The 16,258-nt window shown below is 44.8% G+C and carries 11 protein-coding genes; 10 read left to right on the forward strand and 1 reads right to left on the reverse strand.

Annotated elements, in window-relative coordinates:
- The first annotated feature begins 363 nt into the window (after positions 1 to 363).
- From FCL46_RS07615 to FCL46_RS07655, 9 genes are all read left to right on the forward strand, one after another.
- Entirely contained in the window at positions 364 to 3,393 is a 3,030-nt protein-coding gene (locus tag FCL46_RS07615; protein WP_136807043.1) for an EAL domain-containing protein, read from the forward strand.
- Between the two features lie 405 nt (positions 3,394 to 3,798).
- Positions 3,799 to 5,805: a PAS domain-containing sensor histidine kinase gene (locus FCL46_RS07620; protein ID WP_136807044.1), complete on the forward strand. Its 2,007-nt coding sequence runs from the start codon at positions 3,799 to 3,801 to the stop codon at positions 5,803 to 5,805.
- A gap of 17 nt (positions 5,806 to 5,822) precedes the next feature.
- Positions 5,823 to 7,646: a sigma 54-interacting transcriptional regulator gene (locus FCL46_RS07625; protein WP_136807046.1), complete on the forward strand. Its 1,824-nt coding sequence runs from the start codon at positions 5,823 to 5,825 to the stop codon at positions 7,644 to 7,646.
- A 337-nt stretch (positions 7,647 to 7,983) separates the two neighbouring features.
- A complete protein-coding gene (locus FCL46_RS07630; RefSeq protein WP_136807048.1) occupies positions 7,984 to 8,868 on the forward strand; it encodes a transposase in 885 nt (294 codons plus the stop codon).
- Positions 8,856 to 9,326: a cytochrome c3 family protein gene (locus FCL46_RS07635; protein WP_136807050.1), complete on the forward strand. Its 471-nt coding sequence runs from the start codon at positions 8,856 to 8,858 to the stop codon at positions 9,324 to 9,326. The genes FCL46_RS07630 and FCL46_RS07635 overlap by 13 nt, the downstream gene beginning before the upstream one ends.
- 78 nt (positions 9,327 to 9,404) lie before the next feature.
- On the forward strand, positions 9,405 to 10,346 hold the full coding sequence (locus FCL46_RS07640) for a 4Fe-4S dicluster domain-containing protein (protein WP_136807052.1): 942 nt from the start codon (positions 9,405 to 9,407) through the stop codon (positions 10,344 to 10,346).
- The gene (locus tag FCL46_RS07645) at positions 10,343 to 11,590 is read left to right on the forward strand and encodes a polysulfide reductase NrfD family protein (protein ID WP_136807054.1); all 1,248 of its coding nucleotides are present in this window, start codon (positions 10,343 to 10,345) and stop codon (positions 11,588 to 11,590) included. The genes FCL46_RS07640 and FCL46_RS07645 overlap by 4 nt, the downstream gene beginning before the upstream one ends.
- Positions 11,591 to 11,966: 376 nt before the next feature.
- On the forward strand, positions 11,967 to 12,170 hold the full coding sequence (locus FCL46_RS07650; protein WP_136807055.1) for a hypothetical protein: 204 nt from the start codon (positions 11,967 to 11,969) through the stop codon (positions 12,168 to 12,170).
- 30 nt (positions 12,171 to 12,200) lie between these two features.
- On the forward strand, positions 12,201 to 12,521 hold the full coding sequence (locus tag FCL46_RS07655) for a hypothetical protein (RefSeq protein ID WP_136807057.1): 321 nt from the start codon (positions 12,201 to 12,203) through the stop codon (positions 12,519 to 12,521).
- Between the two features lie 223 nt (positions 12,522 to 12,744).
- Here the strand turns inward: FCL46_RS07655 and FCL46_RS07660 are convergent, their stop codons facing one another.
- Positions 12,745 to 13,749 (reverse strand): histone deacetylase family protein, encoded by a 1,005-nt coding sequence (locus FCL46_RS07660; protein ID WP_136807058.1) that lies wholly within the window; start codon positions 13,747 to 13,749, stop codon positions 12,745 to 12,747.
- A 283-nt stretch (positions 13,750 to 14,032) separates the two neighbouring features.
- Between FCL46_RS07660 and yccS the strand changes: the two genes are divergently transcribed.
- Positions 14,033 to 16,219, forward strand: a complete 2,187-nt coding sequence (yccS, locus tag FCL46_RS07665; RefSeq protein ID WP_136807059.1) for a YccS family putative transporter — start codon at positions 14,033 to 14,035, stop codon at positions 16,217 to 16,219.
- Positions 16,220 to 16,258 lie beyond the last annotated feature (39 nt).

A 16,258-nucleotide genomic window follows, 5' to 3' on the forward strand; every position in this document is an offset into this window, starting at 1 on the left:
GAGGCAGGAATGTACAGGTTTCGGCTGATTTGTGCAATGATCTTAAAATCCCCATTCTTTAGCGTGGTATTTCCCCAGATACTCAATGTGTTAATAGGTGCATCAGCGATCTTTGAGGAAAGGTAATCTTTTCAAGGGGTATCCTGCTAAAAGATTATTGTTTGCCTCCCGTATTTCGCCCTATGTTCAAGTTTTTTCACATTGCTGATAAATCATGCTAAACTGTTTTTATCGTTAAATTCTCTATTGTTTATCAAAAAACAGATATACAGAGCCAGCAAAAAAGCACACGCGTTTGTCAATTTAGTCGTGCTTCCGATGATCTCCCCCTGACAGGAGATAGAGATCGCCGAGAATCAACTTATGATGAAAATCCAAACCTATATAAGAGTATGTAAAGGAGTTGTTTTTACCCTGTTGGTTCTTATTGCCTCAGTAACGCATATCTCTGCAGAACAGTTCGAGCTATCGGACAAAGAACGTGAGTGGCTCGATAATCATCCTGAGATTCGTTTGGCAGTTGATATTAACTGGGCACCATTCGAGTATGTGGATAAGAATAACACCTATCTCGGTATGGCAGCCGATTACATCTCGCTCGTAGAAGAGAAAACTGGCATTACTTTCAAGATCGACAAAAATCGAAAATGGCCGCAGATGGTTGAGGCGGTTAAAAATAAGGATCTTGATGTGTTCTCCTGTGTGGTAAGAACGCCGGAAAGAGAGCGTTATGCAACGTTTACATATCCCTATCTTTCATTTCCTATGGTGATCATATCTCGCGATAGCGAAGGATTTATCGATGGGCTCCAAAGCCTGGTCAACCAGGAAAAGCGCGTTGCGGTTGTTGAGAGCTATGCCTCTCATGATCTTATAAAGAATAACCATCCGGATCTGGAACTGATGCCGGTGGATAGTGTCAAGGCAGGACTTGATGCCGTTTCGCAGGGAACCGCATATGCGTTTGTTGGTAACCTTGCTGCGGTAAGTCATGTTATGCGTGAAAAGGGCATAACGAATTTAAAGGTTTCTGGACAGACAGCATATAGATTTGATCTATCGATGGCTGTACGCAACGATTGGCCAGAACTCGCATCAATTATACAGAAAGCGTTGTATGACATTGAACCGAGTGTGAGGGATGAAATCTTTAATCGCTGGATTCGGCTGAAGTATGATGAACAGATTGATTATCACATGATCATGTATGTCATCGCCGGATCATTGTCATTATTGGCAGCAATATTGCTATGGAACAGAAGGCTTCAGTATGAAATTCAGGCAAGAAAAGCACTGGAAGAAACACTTAATCAAAATAAAGAAAGTTTATCTAGAGCGCAGGAAATTGCACATATAGGTAATTGGGATTGGGATATTGTTACCGGAAATCTCTTTTGGTCCGATGAGATATTCAGAATTTTCGGCTTGCAGCCACAGGAAGTTAAGCCGACATATGAAGCATTCATTTCAGCAATTCATCCAGCTGATCGGGAAAAAGTTAAGAAAGAGTTTAAAGAATCGTTAAATGATACCGGATATAAATATGTTATAGAGCATCGGGTAGTGCAGCCTAACGGGGAAAAACGGTTCGTTCGTGAAATTACCACGGTCAGACGCGATCAGAATGGTAAACCGGTAATGATGCGGGGAACAGTTCAGGATATTACTGAGGCTCGTGAGGTTGAGGAAAAACTACATCTTTCTCACCTGGTTATTAAGAATGCAAGCGAGTGTGTTTTTATTACTGACAGGCATAACAAAATTATTGATGTTAATCCGGCTTTTGAAGCGACCACAGGCTATACCCTTGATGAGGTGCTTGGGCAGGACCCGAGTATTAATCAATCAGGACGTCATGATGAGGCGTTCTACATAAAGATGTGGGTTACCATAAATAGTGAAGGATGCTGGTCAGGGGAAATATGGGATCGACGTAAAGATGGGGAGATTTATCCCAAGTGGTTGAATATAAATACCATCAGGAATCTTGAGGGTAAGGTAATTCACTATGTTGGTATTTTTACAGATATCAGTCGCCAGAAAACAACGGAGGATGCACTTGAGAAACTTGCCTTTTTCGATCATTTAACCAAGCTTCCCAATCGTGCTCTGTTCAGGGATCGTCTGAATCATGAAATGTCTTTGGCTGAGCGTAATTCAACCCGGTTGGCAGTCTTCTTTATAGATCTGGACCGGTTTAAGTATGTCAATGATACATTCGGTCATGATATGGGTGATGAGTTGCTCATAGAGGTAGCTGGCCGTATCGTGAGTTGTGTCAGAAAGAGCGATACAGTAGGTCGTCTTGGTGGCGATGAGTTTACAATTATTGTACCGCACTTCAAGGATATCGAATCTGTAGGAGGTGTAGCGTTACATGTCATTAACAGTCTTCAAAAACCGTTTCCGGTAAAAGGAAACGATTTGTTTGTCGGGGCAAGTATTGGTATCGCTATTTATCCTGAAGATGGCAGTGATTATGAAAACCTCACTAAAAATGCTGATCTGGCCATGTATCAGGCCAAAGAAGAGGGGCGAGGGATATATCGTTTTTATTCAGAAGAGATGAATACGCGTAATGCGGTGAAGCATGCCTTAGAGATGGATCTCAGGCAGGCGTTGATCGAAGATCAGTTTCTTCTCTATTATCAGCCAAAGATTAATCTTGAAAACGGTAAAATTTCAGGTATGGAGGCGCTGATTCGCTGGAATCATCCCAAAAGAGGTCTTGTACCTCCATTTGAATTTATCCCTCTTGCCGAGGAGTCCGGCCTGATAGTCAGTATGGGCGAGTGGGTTATGGAAGAAGCGTGTCGGCAGACACGTGAGTGGTTGAATCAGCTTGATGATAGCCTGCGGGTGGCAGTAAATCTTTCTGCAAAACAATTTCAGGATCCTGAACTTTTCAATAATGTGTCTGATATCTTACTCAATACAGGCTTGCCTGCCAATTGCCTTGAGTTCGAAATAACTGAAAGCACCATTATGGATAACCCGAATCTTGCAATTGATACGATGAAGAAAATCCGAGATATCGGTATCCATATATCTATTGATGATTTTGGGACAGGGTATTCATCGCTCAGTTACCTTAAACGTTTTCCGCTTCACTCACTCAAAATTGATCAATCCTTTGTGCGAGACCTGACACTTGATTCGGATGATGCAGCAATTATTGAGGCGATAATCTCAATGTCGCATGCGCTTAAGTTGAGTGTTGTTGCTGAAGGCGTGGAGACTAAAGAACAGCTTAACTTTTTAAAAAGTAAAAACTGTAACAGTGTACAGGGATATTATTTCAGTAAACCGCTTGATCCTGAAACGTTTATTGAATATCTCGAAAAGTACATGAGCGAGACTAAAGCACATGATTTGCCTGTTGGGGAAAAATGACAGTGTCGCGCTAAACGCTATTATATGAGCAAAAGAATGACGATGCGCAAAGCACTGCAGTATTATGATGTAAGTTAGTTTCTATGCCTATCACATGCTCTGAGCTTTTTGGCAGTTGTTTTGGGAGACAATATCAATATCTGCGATAGTGATAATCCCCGGAGTGAGCAATAGTAGTTTGTTCAATCAGCACGAGCGTCTGTAATATCTAAAATAAAATTTCCGAAATACCTTGAGTGCTTTAGAGAAAACAGCATGATTGTGCGTTGATATATGTGCAGTCACTTCTTGACTGGAGTACTACATTTATGGATAATTAAATAAAGTGGTTACATCCCGGTAGCATTATCAGCCGAACATGGATACGCGTGAAGTAGTCTCTCTGCTTCACCGGGAGGACAACCAATGGCAGGGCCCTTACCGGAAAAGTACTCGGAAGAGTTGACATTCTTCCAGCATCATAATCAGTTGCTGACGGCTATCAGGGAACACAGTTTGTGGGATCCTGAAGTGCAGAACCCTTCTTTCATATTTCAACATTGCTGCAATACGATAAAGAGTGCATTTGAATGCAGTTTTGTCTGGGCTGGTGATATTACGGACGAGCAATGTCGGCTTTCAATTATCGCCTCATCACCGGCGGCTACCCCTCAGGATTCTTCAATTCAGCATTATATTGCAGGGCTGCTTATTAGGAAATTTAACTGCGATTTCAGTGCTTTTACAGAACCGTTATATCTCTATCTCGATGCGGAAGAAGTCGAGCAGTTTACCGCTGACAATCACTATTGCCTTGCCTGGCCGGTAGCGTACAGGCACCGCACATATGGTTTCGTGGTTATGCATTGCCAGCAGAAAGAGATCATTTGTGAGCTGAAAACCGAATTGATCAGCCCGGTGATTGACGATATAGCACTTGCCCTCTACTCACGGGACACGGCTCTTAAGCTAAAAATAGAGAGGGATTATAATAAGGAAATAATCGATACTATTCAGGCGCTTATGGTGACTATATCGCCATGCGGTACAATTATTTCGTTTAACAGGATAGCAGAAAAAATCACTGGATATACCGAACGGGAAACGGTTGGTAAGTACTGGGTAGATATCCTCAGTGATCCTGATAACCGTCAGGAGTTTCAACAGCGGTTTTCAGATACTTTAAAAGGTGACCAACCGGACATTAATTTTAAGGCACCGTTACTCAGCAAGGATGGCTCTGCACGGTATATAAACTGGCATGGTTCGATCCGTCATAATATTGAAACCGGTAAAGTCGGGCTGGTTATGCTTGGTATTGACGAGACGGGCAATATGGCTGCAGATCAGCAACTTCAAATGCTTACGGCACGTTGGGAGAAGATATTCAACTCGATCCAGGATCCGGTACTGGTGGTGTCGCGCGAGAACATTATTCTTGATGCAAACCCTGCAACCTGTGCAGCAACCAAAAAGCATCGTGATGAGGTTGTCGGCAAAAATGTGTGTGACATCCTGCATGGTGGTCATGGCGGCGGGGCCGGGTGCCCGCTTGAGGAGAGTATAGGCAACCAGAAAACCAGGATTTCTGAAACGGAGCTACATGGTTTTCATGGGAGTTATATGCTGACCGTCACTCCCTTGTTTGAGGAAAATGGTGAGATCAACGCAACATTGCTGGTTGCGCGTAATTTAACCCAGGAAGAGGTTGTGAGAGCCGAGGCAATCAGGGTATCCCAGCTGGCTGCGATCGGTGAACTTGCTTCCGGGGTAGCGCATGAAATCAATAACCCGATAAACACCATTATCAACTACGCACAGATAATCTTAGATGATCCGCAGGACGGAAGTGTGGATAAAAGCCTCGGCAATATAATAGATGAGAGTAAACGAATTGCCGGGATCGTCTCAAATCTGCTCGATTTCGCCAGATGCAGGGAAGAGATGGTTGGACCTTCTGATGTCTGCAGAATTATTGCAAACAGTCTGCAATTGGTGGCACATCTTCTTAAAAAAGACGGGATAACCTGTTCGGTTACACTCCCAGATTCATTACCACAACTTCTTTGTAATGAGCAGCAGCTACAGCAGGTTATATTAAATCTGATAAGCAATGCACGCTACGCGCTTAATAGTCGCTATCCGAAGCCATGTCCCGAAAAACGTCTCGAGATAGCTGCCGGGATTGTTGTTCAGAATGAGGGCTCCTGTATTCAGATAACGATTACCGATCATGGCAGTGGAATAGCTGATGAAATACAGGACAGGCTATTTGATCCATTTTTTTCTACTAAACCTAAAGGAGAAGGAACGGGGCTCGGACTCAGCATCAGTCATGGACTGATTCGAGAGCATGGCGGTTCTATCAGGGTGCAGAGTAACCCGGGCAAGTGGACACGGTTCATAGTTGAACTGCCTGTGAGATCTGATTGAAATACGAGGTGAAAAGAATGACCCTTGAGAAAAATACAGATGCAGCAATTCTTATTGTTGATGATGAAGTTAGCCTGAGAAATACCTTTCGTATTTTTCTCCAGCGAGCAGGGTATGAAAAGGTAGTTACTGTTGGATCGTTTGATGAGGGCGTCGAGGCTGTTTCCAGCCAATTCTTTGATTGTATTATCTGTGATATTGTCCTTGAGCGTCACTCAGGAATTGACCTGTTGAAGCGTTTTCGTGAGCTTGGTGTGAAATGCCCGGTGGTTATTATTACAGGATATCCTCATATTGAGACTGCATCTGAAGCGGTTCGCCTCGGCGCATTCGATTATCTGCCAAAACCAGTGGATAAAGAAGCTCTGTTAAGAACTACCAGGCTTGCGATTCAGCAATATCGGCTGGAACAGGGAAAGCAGGAAGCAGAACTTTCTCGCGAAAAGTACCGACGTTTTCTGGAGACGCTTTTTAGAAGCGTCTCAGACAGTATCCTTTCTGTCGATTTACAACTCCGGGTGCTTAACGTAAATCAGGCAGCATTAAATCTCTTTAGTAAAATGCAACGAAGGGTGCATGAGGGGGACAGGCTGACAGACCTCCTCTCCGGCAGTGCTATGCAGCGATTACTGTTACAGGTGAAAGAGGTTCTGGCAAGTGGTATAGAACTCTCCGACCACCGGATGGAGTGTATGCTGGAGGGTTGCTGCATCGTGTTGAGCGTCTGCATCTCTCCGCTTGAAAGTGGTACTGGCGAGATGGTCGGATGTGTAGTGGTGTTTCGGGATATATCCGCTGAAAAACGGTGCGTTCATAGCGAACGTGATAGGTTTCATAGATTGATTGGTGCCAGCTCTGTAATGCAGAATGTTTATCTGATGATTGAAAATATCGGCAGGGTTGATACTTCAGTCCTGATAACGGGAGCAAGCGGCACGGGTAAGGAACTCGTGGTACACGCGCTGCATCAGCAGAGCCCCAGGCGCGACAAACCTTTGGTTATGGTCGATTGTACGACGATCCCGGATAACCTTATGGAGAGCGAACTGTTCGGCCATAAAAAAGGTGCATTCACCGGTGCTGGTGAAAATCGGATCGGTCGAATTCTACAGGCGGACGGGGGGACACTTTTTCTTGATGAGATAGGCGATATCTCTATGACCATGCAGTTGCGTCTGCTCCGCTTTTTGCAGGAGAAAACGTTTTATCCTGTTGGTCGTGACAAGCAGATACATGTTGATGTACGTGTTATTGCAGCGACTAACGCTGACCTTGCTGAGAAGGTGGCTAGTGGGAAATTCCGTGAAGATCTCTATTACCGGTTATTGATTATAGAGATAAAGCTACCCCTGTTAAAGGAGCGGGAAGGAGATATTCCTCTATTGGCGCATGCCTTTTTGAACACGTTTTCCGCGCAGATGGATAAACGCATAACAGGAATATCCGAACAGGCGATGGTGCTTCTCTGCAATTATCCCTGGCCCGGAAATGTACGGCAGTTAGAACATGTGATAGAACGTGCCTGTGTGCTGTGTACGGGGGCAACGATCTCTTTGCAACATTTGCCTGGCGAGATTACGGAGAGCAGTGTCCTGCTGGATGCAAGCGAAGCCGCGAGTCGTGCGGGAGCCGAAATCCCCGACCTGAGACAGTCGCCGGTAGTAATCTGTAACTATACACTTTCACGCCAGGAACAGTTGCTCATGGAGAGAATTGTAATTGCATTAAAGAAGACAGGGGGGAACAAAGCAAAGGCAGCACGAAGACTGAATATCGACCGTTCCACTCTATACCGAAAAATTCGTGAACTGCATATAGATGAAGAGATGTTTACCTGTTAAAACGTGACGATTTTGCCTGAGAATTCCTATTCTCGGGCAACCTCCACATATGTCTCCTGAGCTTAACTCTTCTATTTAGCCGGATATGTTTCTTATATTGCGTATATCCTACATAAGTGTTGCCACACAACTGTTGTAGAATCCTCTACTTCTGTTGCAAACTCCTATCTTTGTAGTATTTCTCCTTTCTTATCTGCTCGTTACATATGTTATGATATCGAATGCTTGCGACGTGTTTTGAGGCTCTTTGAAATGTTGGCATAGCATATGCTATTTAATAATTCATCAGGATAGGTAGGTTGTCGACAGCTATTTAATTTGGCTATGGATTCTGAATATGAGTGGATTGCAACAGCAGAAATTTAAAACACTCTTTACACATGAGCATGCTTGCATTGCTTATCTGTTCGCCAAGCGCTGGCCTGCTGGATTTATCTGTCCGTTTTGTGGTCAGCTGCAGAGAGAGATCGCTCCGGCCTATACAGTAGTCTGTAGATATTGTCGTAAACACACCTCGATTACCGCTCATACCCTGATGCATGGCAGTAAGAAAAACCTTGTCTCCTGGATGCGGGTTGTCTGGCAGTTCTGCTCCCGGGATGAGGGTATAAGTGCCAGAGAGATCCAGCACCTTATGGCTCTTACCAGTTATCAAACTGCCTGGCGCTGGTTGCAGAAAATCCGCAGAGCGGCTGCAATTGCAGATAAAAGAACATGTCATGGTTTGGTGCTTTTTTGCATTGCAGATGTGGCTGTTACAGATCAGCAAGAGAACTCATTTGCTAAGATTGGTCTGGCGCTAGAGTTTAACGCTTTGGTTAGAACTGTTGGGAGAATTCGCTTTGTGGTCCTTGATTCGAATTTGGCGTTATCCGCATGGGATGCATTCAATTTGATTATTGATAAGGATGCCACGGTAATGGTGGCAGATGGTTTATTTCCAAACGATGAGAACGGTGCAAAATCATATGATTGCATTGAACCAACGGTCTGGCAACTTGAACAGGGACGGAAGATATTTCGCCATACATCTCTATGGTTGAGCAGGCTATATCGTGGAGCTGTTGAACGCAGATATCTGCAGGACTATCTGGCTGAGTTTAGTTTTCGTTATAACACCGCATCCTGGTCTGACAGGGCAATGGTTATGGATCATTTGTTGACCGGGTTGGTGACGCCGTTAAGGAGCCTGTCCGAGGAGGAACTGGTATGGATAAAATGAGCGTGATTATAGTCGTGTTGAGTTTCTCGGTTACTATTTTTCCGTTGTTCCCTGCACGCGATGCTCAGGGCTATGAGCCTCCAGAAACAGTGGTGATTGATATACTCTCAGAACTCTATGAGGCAGTTGTTTTTGATCATGGAATGCATGTGGAAAGCTACTCGTGCGGCTCATGTCATCACCATACTGCCGGCGATCAGGTAGAGCATGAAAATTGCAAAAAATGCCATAGTGCCTCCGTAATGCTTGATGATGTATCCTGCATCGGATGTCATCAGCAGTATACATTCCCTGCGAAAGCAGAAACATATGTCTATCATATCGATAAACTAGGATTGCAAGGTGCATTGCATCTACAATGTGTCGGTTGCCACACTGACGAGGGTGGTCCGGTTGGTTGTACTGAATGTCATGCGTACACTTTGGCGGGGCGAAAACGTTTTGTTGAAGAGAAGTAGTTTTTGAAATTGTTGAATTAATTTTGACCGCGTAGGCTGGTTGTCGTTTTTAAGACGACGCTACCGGGGGAGGTTAACATGTCAGGTAACACAACCCGAAGGTCACTACTCAAAAATAGTCTTGTTGCAACAGTGGCAGCATGGCTGTGCAAACCAAAGAGGGGGGAATCACATCAGGTAAAAAAATACCCTGACACCCTCGGGGTGCTGGTCGACTTGACGCGTTGTGTCGGTTGCAGAAGTTGTGAAGCGGCCTGTAACGCAGAACAACATCTTCCAATACCTGAGCTGCCATTTTCCGATACAACGGTATTCGAAGATAGAGAGCATGGCAGGCAGCGCCGCACAGATGACACCTGCTATACCGTGGTCAACCGTTACGAGGTTGCAGGGCTTGAGCATCCGTTGTTTCGTAAGGTGCAGTGTAATCATTGTCAGGAGCCGGCTTGTGTTTCATCCTGTTTTGTTAATGCCTACACAAAGACACCTGAAGGAGCAGTTATCTATAATCCTGATGTTTGTGTGGGTTGCAGGACCTGTATGATTGCATGTCCGTTTTACATTCCTACGTTTAAATATTCCAGTGCCTTTGAACCACAGATTATGAAATGTCTGTTCTGCTATGACACGCGACTACAATATGGTAGGCAGCCCGCTTGCGTTGAAGCGTGTCCGCAGGAAGCCCTGACCTTTGGCAGGCGTGACGACCTGATTCGCCGGGGGCGACGCAGAATAGAAGAACATGGTGATAAATATATACATCACATCTATGGCGAATATGAAGCTGGTGGCACCTCCTGGTTATATCTCTCGAGTGTTCCCTTTGATCAGGTTGGTTTTTCAAATGAAATTCCCGATGAGCCGATTCTTGATTCGGTGAAAAACTTTCTCGGTATTGTCCCTATGGTGCTTACGATATGGCCTGCATTGTTTGCCGGATTTCATCTGCTTGCAACTCGTAAAGAGTACAACGCTGGCAGTAGCAGAAAACATACAGATGGGCGGGAGGATAATGCATGAAGATTCTTACTGCTGAACAGTTGAGTTTGCCTGTCACGAGTTCAAATAAAACTGCTGACACGCTCTGGAGTGTGAAGGAAAGACTGTTGCTTGGACTGAGCGTAAAGCACTATTTGCAACAGTTGTTCCGCAACCCGGTTAACTGGTTGCTGCTGGTGATTTTTGCTGTTGGATTTCCGTTGCTCTGTCAACGGTATTTATATGGTCTTGGGGCGGTAACCCATGGCTCGAACGACTATCCGTGGGGACTGTTTCTGGGATTTGGACTGTTTGGCATGGTTCCGCTTTCCGCCTCCGGCTTTTTACTTGGCACAACGGTGAACCTTTTTGGTCGGGAGGATTTTCATCCTATTGAGCGTTTGGCATTGTTGAATGGTTTGCTCGGGTATTTTTTTGCCGTTGTCTATCTTGAGGTCGATTTGGGAATGCCATGGCGGCTTGCCTATCCAATGTTTATGTCTTTTGGCCCTGCTGCGGTACTGTTTCTTGTGGCCTGGCATGTGGCGACTTATCTGTCGGTACAGGTCGCAGAGGTGCTGCCCGCTCTATTTGAGTGGCTTGGCAGACCTACCTGGAAAATCTCTATTAAGCGAATGACACTTGGGTTGACGATCGCAGGAATTATTCTTTCAACCTTGCATCAGGGTGCGCTTGGAGCGCTTTTTACCTATGCACCGACGAAGCTGCATCCTCTCTGGCTTTCTACAGAATTTATGTGGATACATTTCCTGTGCTCCGCAATATTTGGTGGATTGGCAATGGTTATTGTGAGTTCAACTCTCATCATTCGATTTATGCGCTGGCGTTGTGGCAGGGCATTTACAGAAAATATCGATCAACTCACATTAGGAATGGCAAAGGGGGCGTCTTTGGCGATGATCACCTATCTGGTGATTAAACTGGTGGGGGTAGCCCATGATAACGAGTGGGAACTCCTGCTTACAGGTTGGGGTGGATATTATCTGCTGGAGATTGTTATCGGAGTTGTTCTGCCTTTGTTTATGTTTGCCAGAGGTGTTCGGGAATCTCAGGTTGGTATTGTTCGGGTAGCGGCTTTTCTTACAGTCTTCGGTGTGGTTTGGAATCGGTTGAATGTTGCAATCGTCTGCTTTAACTACCAGCTGTATCAGGACATTCCGCATTGGAAGGAGATCTGGCTTACCATAACCCTCTATGCGCTCTATTTTGTAGTATATCGATGCATTGTATACCGGTTACCGATAGTCTTTGAATGGGGGGAATAAGCTTTCCTGTAGTGGGCTTAAAAGAAGGGAAGGTTGGCGGGCTTGAAAATACACCTGTGTTTTCAGGCCTGTTTTACTTTGCAGCTACCGTACCTATCCTGAAGGGTATGCCACACTAGTGTAGACAGTTGTAGTGGTGTTGCAATGGTGGGCAACACTTGTGTTATCGCAGAATTTGAGTTGAGATTAAATCGTAAAGTATTTTGCGCGTAATATATAGTTATAACAATGGTATGCTGTTGATTTTAGGCGTCGGTAATGTAGAGGGTTACAATAAAAATGAGGGAGCGATCTGGCATGTTTGATGCAATCTAGTAGGTATGTGATGAGGTAGCAGGAAGCACCTAATAATCACAGGACCTAACTGGAGGCTATTATGGACACCCCTATTATTGCCAAAGAAATGGTTGAGGTAAATGTAGATTTCTCTGAAGAGGTTACGAGTTTTGGAATGATGTCTGGTGCTGTTGCCGGAGTGTTTATCGCTGTCCTGGCTGGTATCTGTTTGATCTCGGCCTTGATAAGTAGCGGGCCGGTTGAAATGTTAAGAGGCTATATAACTGCCCTAACCGGTTATTGAATTGATGAAATTCTGTAGCGGGAGGATACGATGACCCTACATAAAAAAAGTCCTGTAGGATTGCTGATGATAGTTGGAGTTGGTTGTCTCTTCGAGTTATGGGCAATCGCTGCGTTGATTGGTGGACTGTACAGAGTGAACTGGCAGGTAACTGAACTGGTACATCAGTATTTGCTGGCAAGCGGTATGATACGGCCGATACATACGGTCGTGGATTATTATACGCATATAAAGGGGATTGAATATATTATCTGTGTTCTGTTCTTTGTCGCGTTCGTAATGTTTTTTCGCTATATCCAAAAGACGTCTGCACCTATGACCGCGTCTGCTGCAAACATAATGCAGGAATAGTTTCTGTTATGACATTAGGCTAGGAGGCTGTCCGCGAATAGAAATTTTCGTTCCAATTGAGGCAAACTCGAAAAAATTACCGCAGGCATATATTTAATATCTCGGAGTCTCGTCCCTCGCTTACCGGAGGATAATTTTTCGAGTTTAACGAAGATATCGGCGAAAAGGGCATTGTCGGACAGCCTTCTGGTTGGTTGATAAGCAAAAGTATTGTCAGGGACTGTTAATACCGTTGGTGAAGAACCCAGAGTAAAAATTGGGAATACACCCGCCAGACCTCGTCTCCGTAGCCTCCGGCCATCAGGAAAACAGCAGGTATTTTACGTTCAATTAGCCAACTGTAGAGTAATTTGTCGCGTTCAAACATCTGTTCTAAAGAGAGTTTGAGCGGGGCTGTTGAGGGTAACTCATCTTTTTCATACGGATCGGCTCCGCAGACAACGATAGCCAAGTCGGCAGTGCCTTCCTCTTCCAGTTTCTGCAGACCACTATGCAGCCTTTCCACGTAATACTGTTCTTCACCACTTTCGATAGGGATGTCGATATCACTTGGGACAAAAGATGGATGTGGGGTACCGTCGGCAAGCACTGGCAAAGAGTCGAGTGGCCATCCGCTCGCCATATGTACGCTCAAGGTTTTGATTGACTCGTCATCGGCAGTAAGAGCGGCGGTACCATCACCTTTGTGGGCATCGACATCAATTATCCAGACTTTATCGACCAATTTTTCATGCTGTAGTTTCCGTGGAGCAATCACAACATCATTAATTACACAAAAGCCATTGCCGAAATCATACTGAGCATGATGCGCTCCACCAGTAAATGAAAAACAAAAGCCATGTTGCAGTGCGAGTCGTGATGCCTGTACAGTGCCGGCTGCTTTTATCAGGAGGCGGTCAAAGAGCTCGGTGAGCGGGCGAGTGGCTGTTTCTGGGGTATATCTATAATATTTACCTTCAGCATCTATCAATTCAAAGGTCGAAATGATTTCCTGTTCAAGTGCTGCAGAGTAAAGCCGCTCAACATAGCCAGCTGAATGGACCCGCAACAGATCATCTCGGGTCAGCGTAAGGTTAATGCGATCCTGATGCCAGTGCTTTTGAAGCGATTTTAATTTTGGATCATCCAGGAGAGCCTGAAATGTATTTATGGCTCGACTGTCCCGTATGGGAATCTGGATGCCAAATTCGGTAATGCTGGCAGGAATACTTGGGTCGTAGAGAATCATTGGCGATATTCTATGTGTAGAAGTAGTTGGGTGATTGATTCTAATGGCTCTTGATCATGCCTGTTATCCAGAATATAGCATTAGCAGTCAGCGGCCTGTGGTGTCTTGTATAAAGAATTCCGGATAAGAAGAGAGTAATGCACGGATACAGCGGATGCGAAATATTTTTAGTGAGTTTCTGATATCGGTAATACAGCCAGTGCTTGAAAATTTCAGTATCATTCACATTGTGTCATGACTGTCCTCTATGTAATTACACAGTTTTTTCAAATTTAAGGTATTCATGAGAAACCTCAGATCTTCTGCTGCTAGAATTATTCAATCCTCTCGTATTGCAAAATGGAAAACAGCACTGGCATCCTACTTCTGGCGTAGCCCGGATCGTTTGATGGCTGCCAAATCTTCATGCATAATAACAATGCTCATCGTTCCTTTTATCCTGATGGGCGAACCTTTTCTGGCAATTACCCTGGCTCTGGGCGCACTTGCAGGTGCTTTGTCAGAAACAGATGATCATCCAAGAGGGCGGGTGAAGTCACTGGCACTTAAGGTTATTATTTTTGGGATCTCAAGTCTTTCTGTAGAGCTTCTTTTACAGTATCCCGTTGTGCTGGGGATTGGACTTTTCTTTTCTACCATTTTTTATCTGCTTGTTGGCGGTATAAGCGAACGATATAGGGGTGTTACTTTTGGCGCTCAACTCGCCGGGTTGTATACCATGCTCAGTGCTTCAATGAGTCCGGCCTGGTATTGGCAACCACTGTTACTGTCCAGCGGTGCATTGTTCTATGGCGTTTGCTCACTGTACCTGCTGAACCGCTATCCCCTTCGTCCTCTTGATGAGCATCTTGCACGTGGATTTGTTGCTCTGTCAAGTTACCTTGAGACAAAGGCAAATCTCTTTCCGAGCAAAAAGAATAATCCGCGGGATATACGTAACCGTCTTGCCCTGCAGAATGTTCAGGTGGTTAATGCTCTTGACTGCTGCCGAGATGTCTTGAATACCTATGGCGATGCAATGACAGACAGTTCTGCCCTAAAACCGTACCTGCGATATTTCATGGTGTTGCAGAATATGCATGAAAAAGCCGCATCCAGTCATGAGCGATATCATCTCCTTAGCAGTGACCCGATAAACACCGATCTGCTTGAAGGGATCGGCCAGACACTTCGCCAATTATCGCTTGCTACAGGTCAATTTGCCGATAGTCTGCTTGCATCAACGCCGTATCAGCATCCTATATCGCTTGGCTGGATGGTCGATGTACTTAATGAAAAACTGCAAAAGCATGAACGGAATGCGAATCACCCGCTGAGTCTTGTTGTAGGTACTATTTCAGATTCCCACCTCTCATTACAGAACATACATGAAGAGACGCAATATACCTTTGCACCGCGCTTAAGAAAAGATAGTCGCACGGTAGTCAAGCGGTTTACAGACCAACTGCATTGGCATAATCCACGTTTACGTCATGCTATCCGGCTAGCGCTTTGCTTTGTGATAGGTTTTGCCATTTCAGAAACGTTTAATCTGCCAAAAGGTGAGTGGATAATTCTGACAAGTCTTTTTGTTTGTCAGCCGACATATGGTGAGACCAGGAGGAAATTGAATCAACGTATTCTCGGTACAATTGTTGGTGTAATTGGTGGCATTCTGATAATCCAAATTTTGCCTACAGTGGGCGGCAAGCTGCTTTTATTATTCATTTCAACGTACATATTTTTTGTCTGGCAGCGTAAGAACTATGCAGTTTCTGTTGGATTTGTGACGATTTTTGTCCTGTGTGCATTCGATTTGCTAGTCAATAAAGGCGTGGCGATAATGTTTCCTCGAGTTATTGATACACTTATCGGGTCCGGTCTGGCGTTTGCTTCAGTCAGACTTCTCTGGCCCAACTGGCAGTATGAGAGGTTACCGGTATTGCTTAGCGAAGCAATTGGCAGGAATGTGGATTATCTACGGGCAATTCTGCATGCGTACCGTGAGCGGCCAACTGATGATGATCTCTCCTATCGAATCGCACGTCGTGCAGCGCATCGTGCTGATAACGCACTTGTTTTGGCCTGGCAGGATATGCAGGTCGAACCCGAAAAACGGCAACTTTTCAGAGATCAGGCTTTTGCGCTCACGTACCTCAATCATGCCCTGATATCGTACCTGTCTGCTTTTGGCTCTAAACGGGAAAAACATAATACACTCCATCCTGATATCAGCGCATTGGCGGATGAGATTGTAACCGCTCTTCAAAACGTCAGTGAATCAATTGAGTCAGGCCCGACAGCAATGAATTTCAGGCTCATTGATACAATGGAGAAGTTGCGCCAGAATATATTGGATTATGATCAGTCAATTCCTCAGGAACTCCTCACTATCCTCTATAATATCTCTCAGGTTACCAGAAAACTTCTTGAAGCAGCGTGTGAGTTAGGTGGCACATCTTCGGGAAAAGTGTCTCATGACAATGAGTAACAAAAACGATGAAGATCAAGCCTGTCCAGGTTTGAATCA

The organism is Desulfosediminicola flagellatus (assembly GCF_005116655.2).
Lineage (GTDB): Bacteria > Desulfobacterota > Desulfobulbia > Desulfobulbales > Desulfocapsaceae > Desulfopila > Desulfopila flagellata.

Coding starts and splice junctions, on each gene's coding strand:
- FCL46_RS07650 (WP_136807055.1), top strand. CDS start 11,967: ATGGACACCCCTATTATTGCCAAAGAAATGGTTGAGGTAAATGTAGAT.
- FCL46_RS07625 (WP_136807046.1), top strand. CDS start 5,823: ATGACCCTTGAGAAAAATACAGATGCAGCAATTCTTATTGTTGATGAT.
- FCL46_RS07645 (WP_136807054.1), top strand. CDS start 10,343: ATGAAGATTCTTACTGCTGAACAGTTGAGTTTGCCTGTCACGAGTTCA.
- FCL46_RS07640 (WP_136807052.1), top strand. CDS start 9,405: ATGTCAGGTAACACAACCCGAAGGTCACTACTCAAAAATAGTCTTGTT.
- FCL46_RS07655 (WP_136807057.1), top strand. CDS start 12,201: ATGACCCTACATAAAAAAAGTCCTGTAGGATTGCTGATGATAGTTGGA.
- FCL46_RS07660 (WP_136807058.1), bottom strand. CDS start 13,749: ATGATTCTCTACGACCCAAGTATTCCTGCCAGCATTACCGAATTTGGC.
- FCL46_RS07635 (WP_136807050.1), top strand. CDS start 8,856: ATGGATAAAATGAGCGTGATTATAGTCGTGTTGAGTTTCTCGGTTACT.
- FCL46_RS07615 (WP_136807043.1), top strand. CDS start 364: ATGATGAAAATCCAAACCTATATAAGAGTATGTAAAGGAGTTGTTTTT.
- FCL46_RS07620 (WP_136807044.1), top strand. CDS start 3,799: ATGGCAGGGCCCTTACCGGAAAAGTACTCGGAAGAGTTGACATTCTTC.
- yccS (WP_136807059.1), top strand. CDS start 14,033: ATGAGAAACCTCAGATCTTCTGCTGCTAGAATTATTCAATCCTCTCGT.
- FCL46_RS07630 (WP_136807048.1), top strand. CDS start 7,984: ATGAGTGGATTGCAACAGCAGAAATTTAAAACACTCTTTACACATGAG.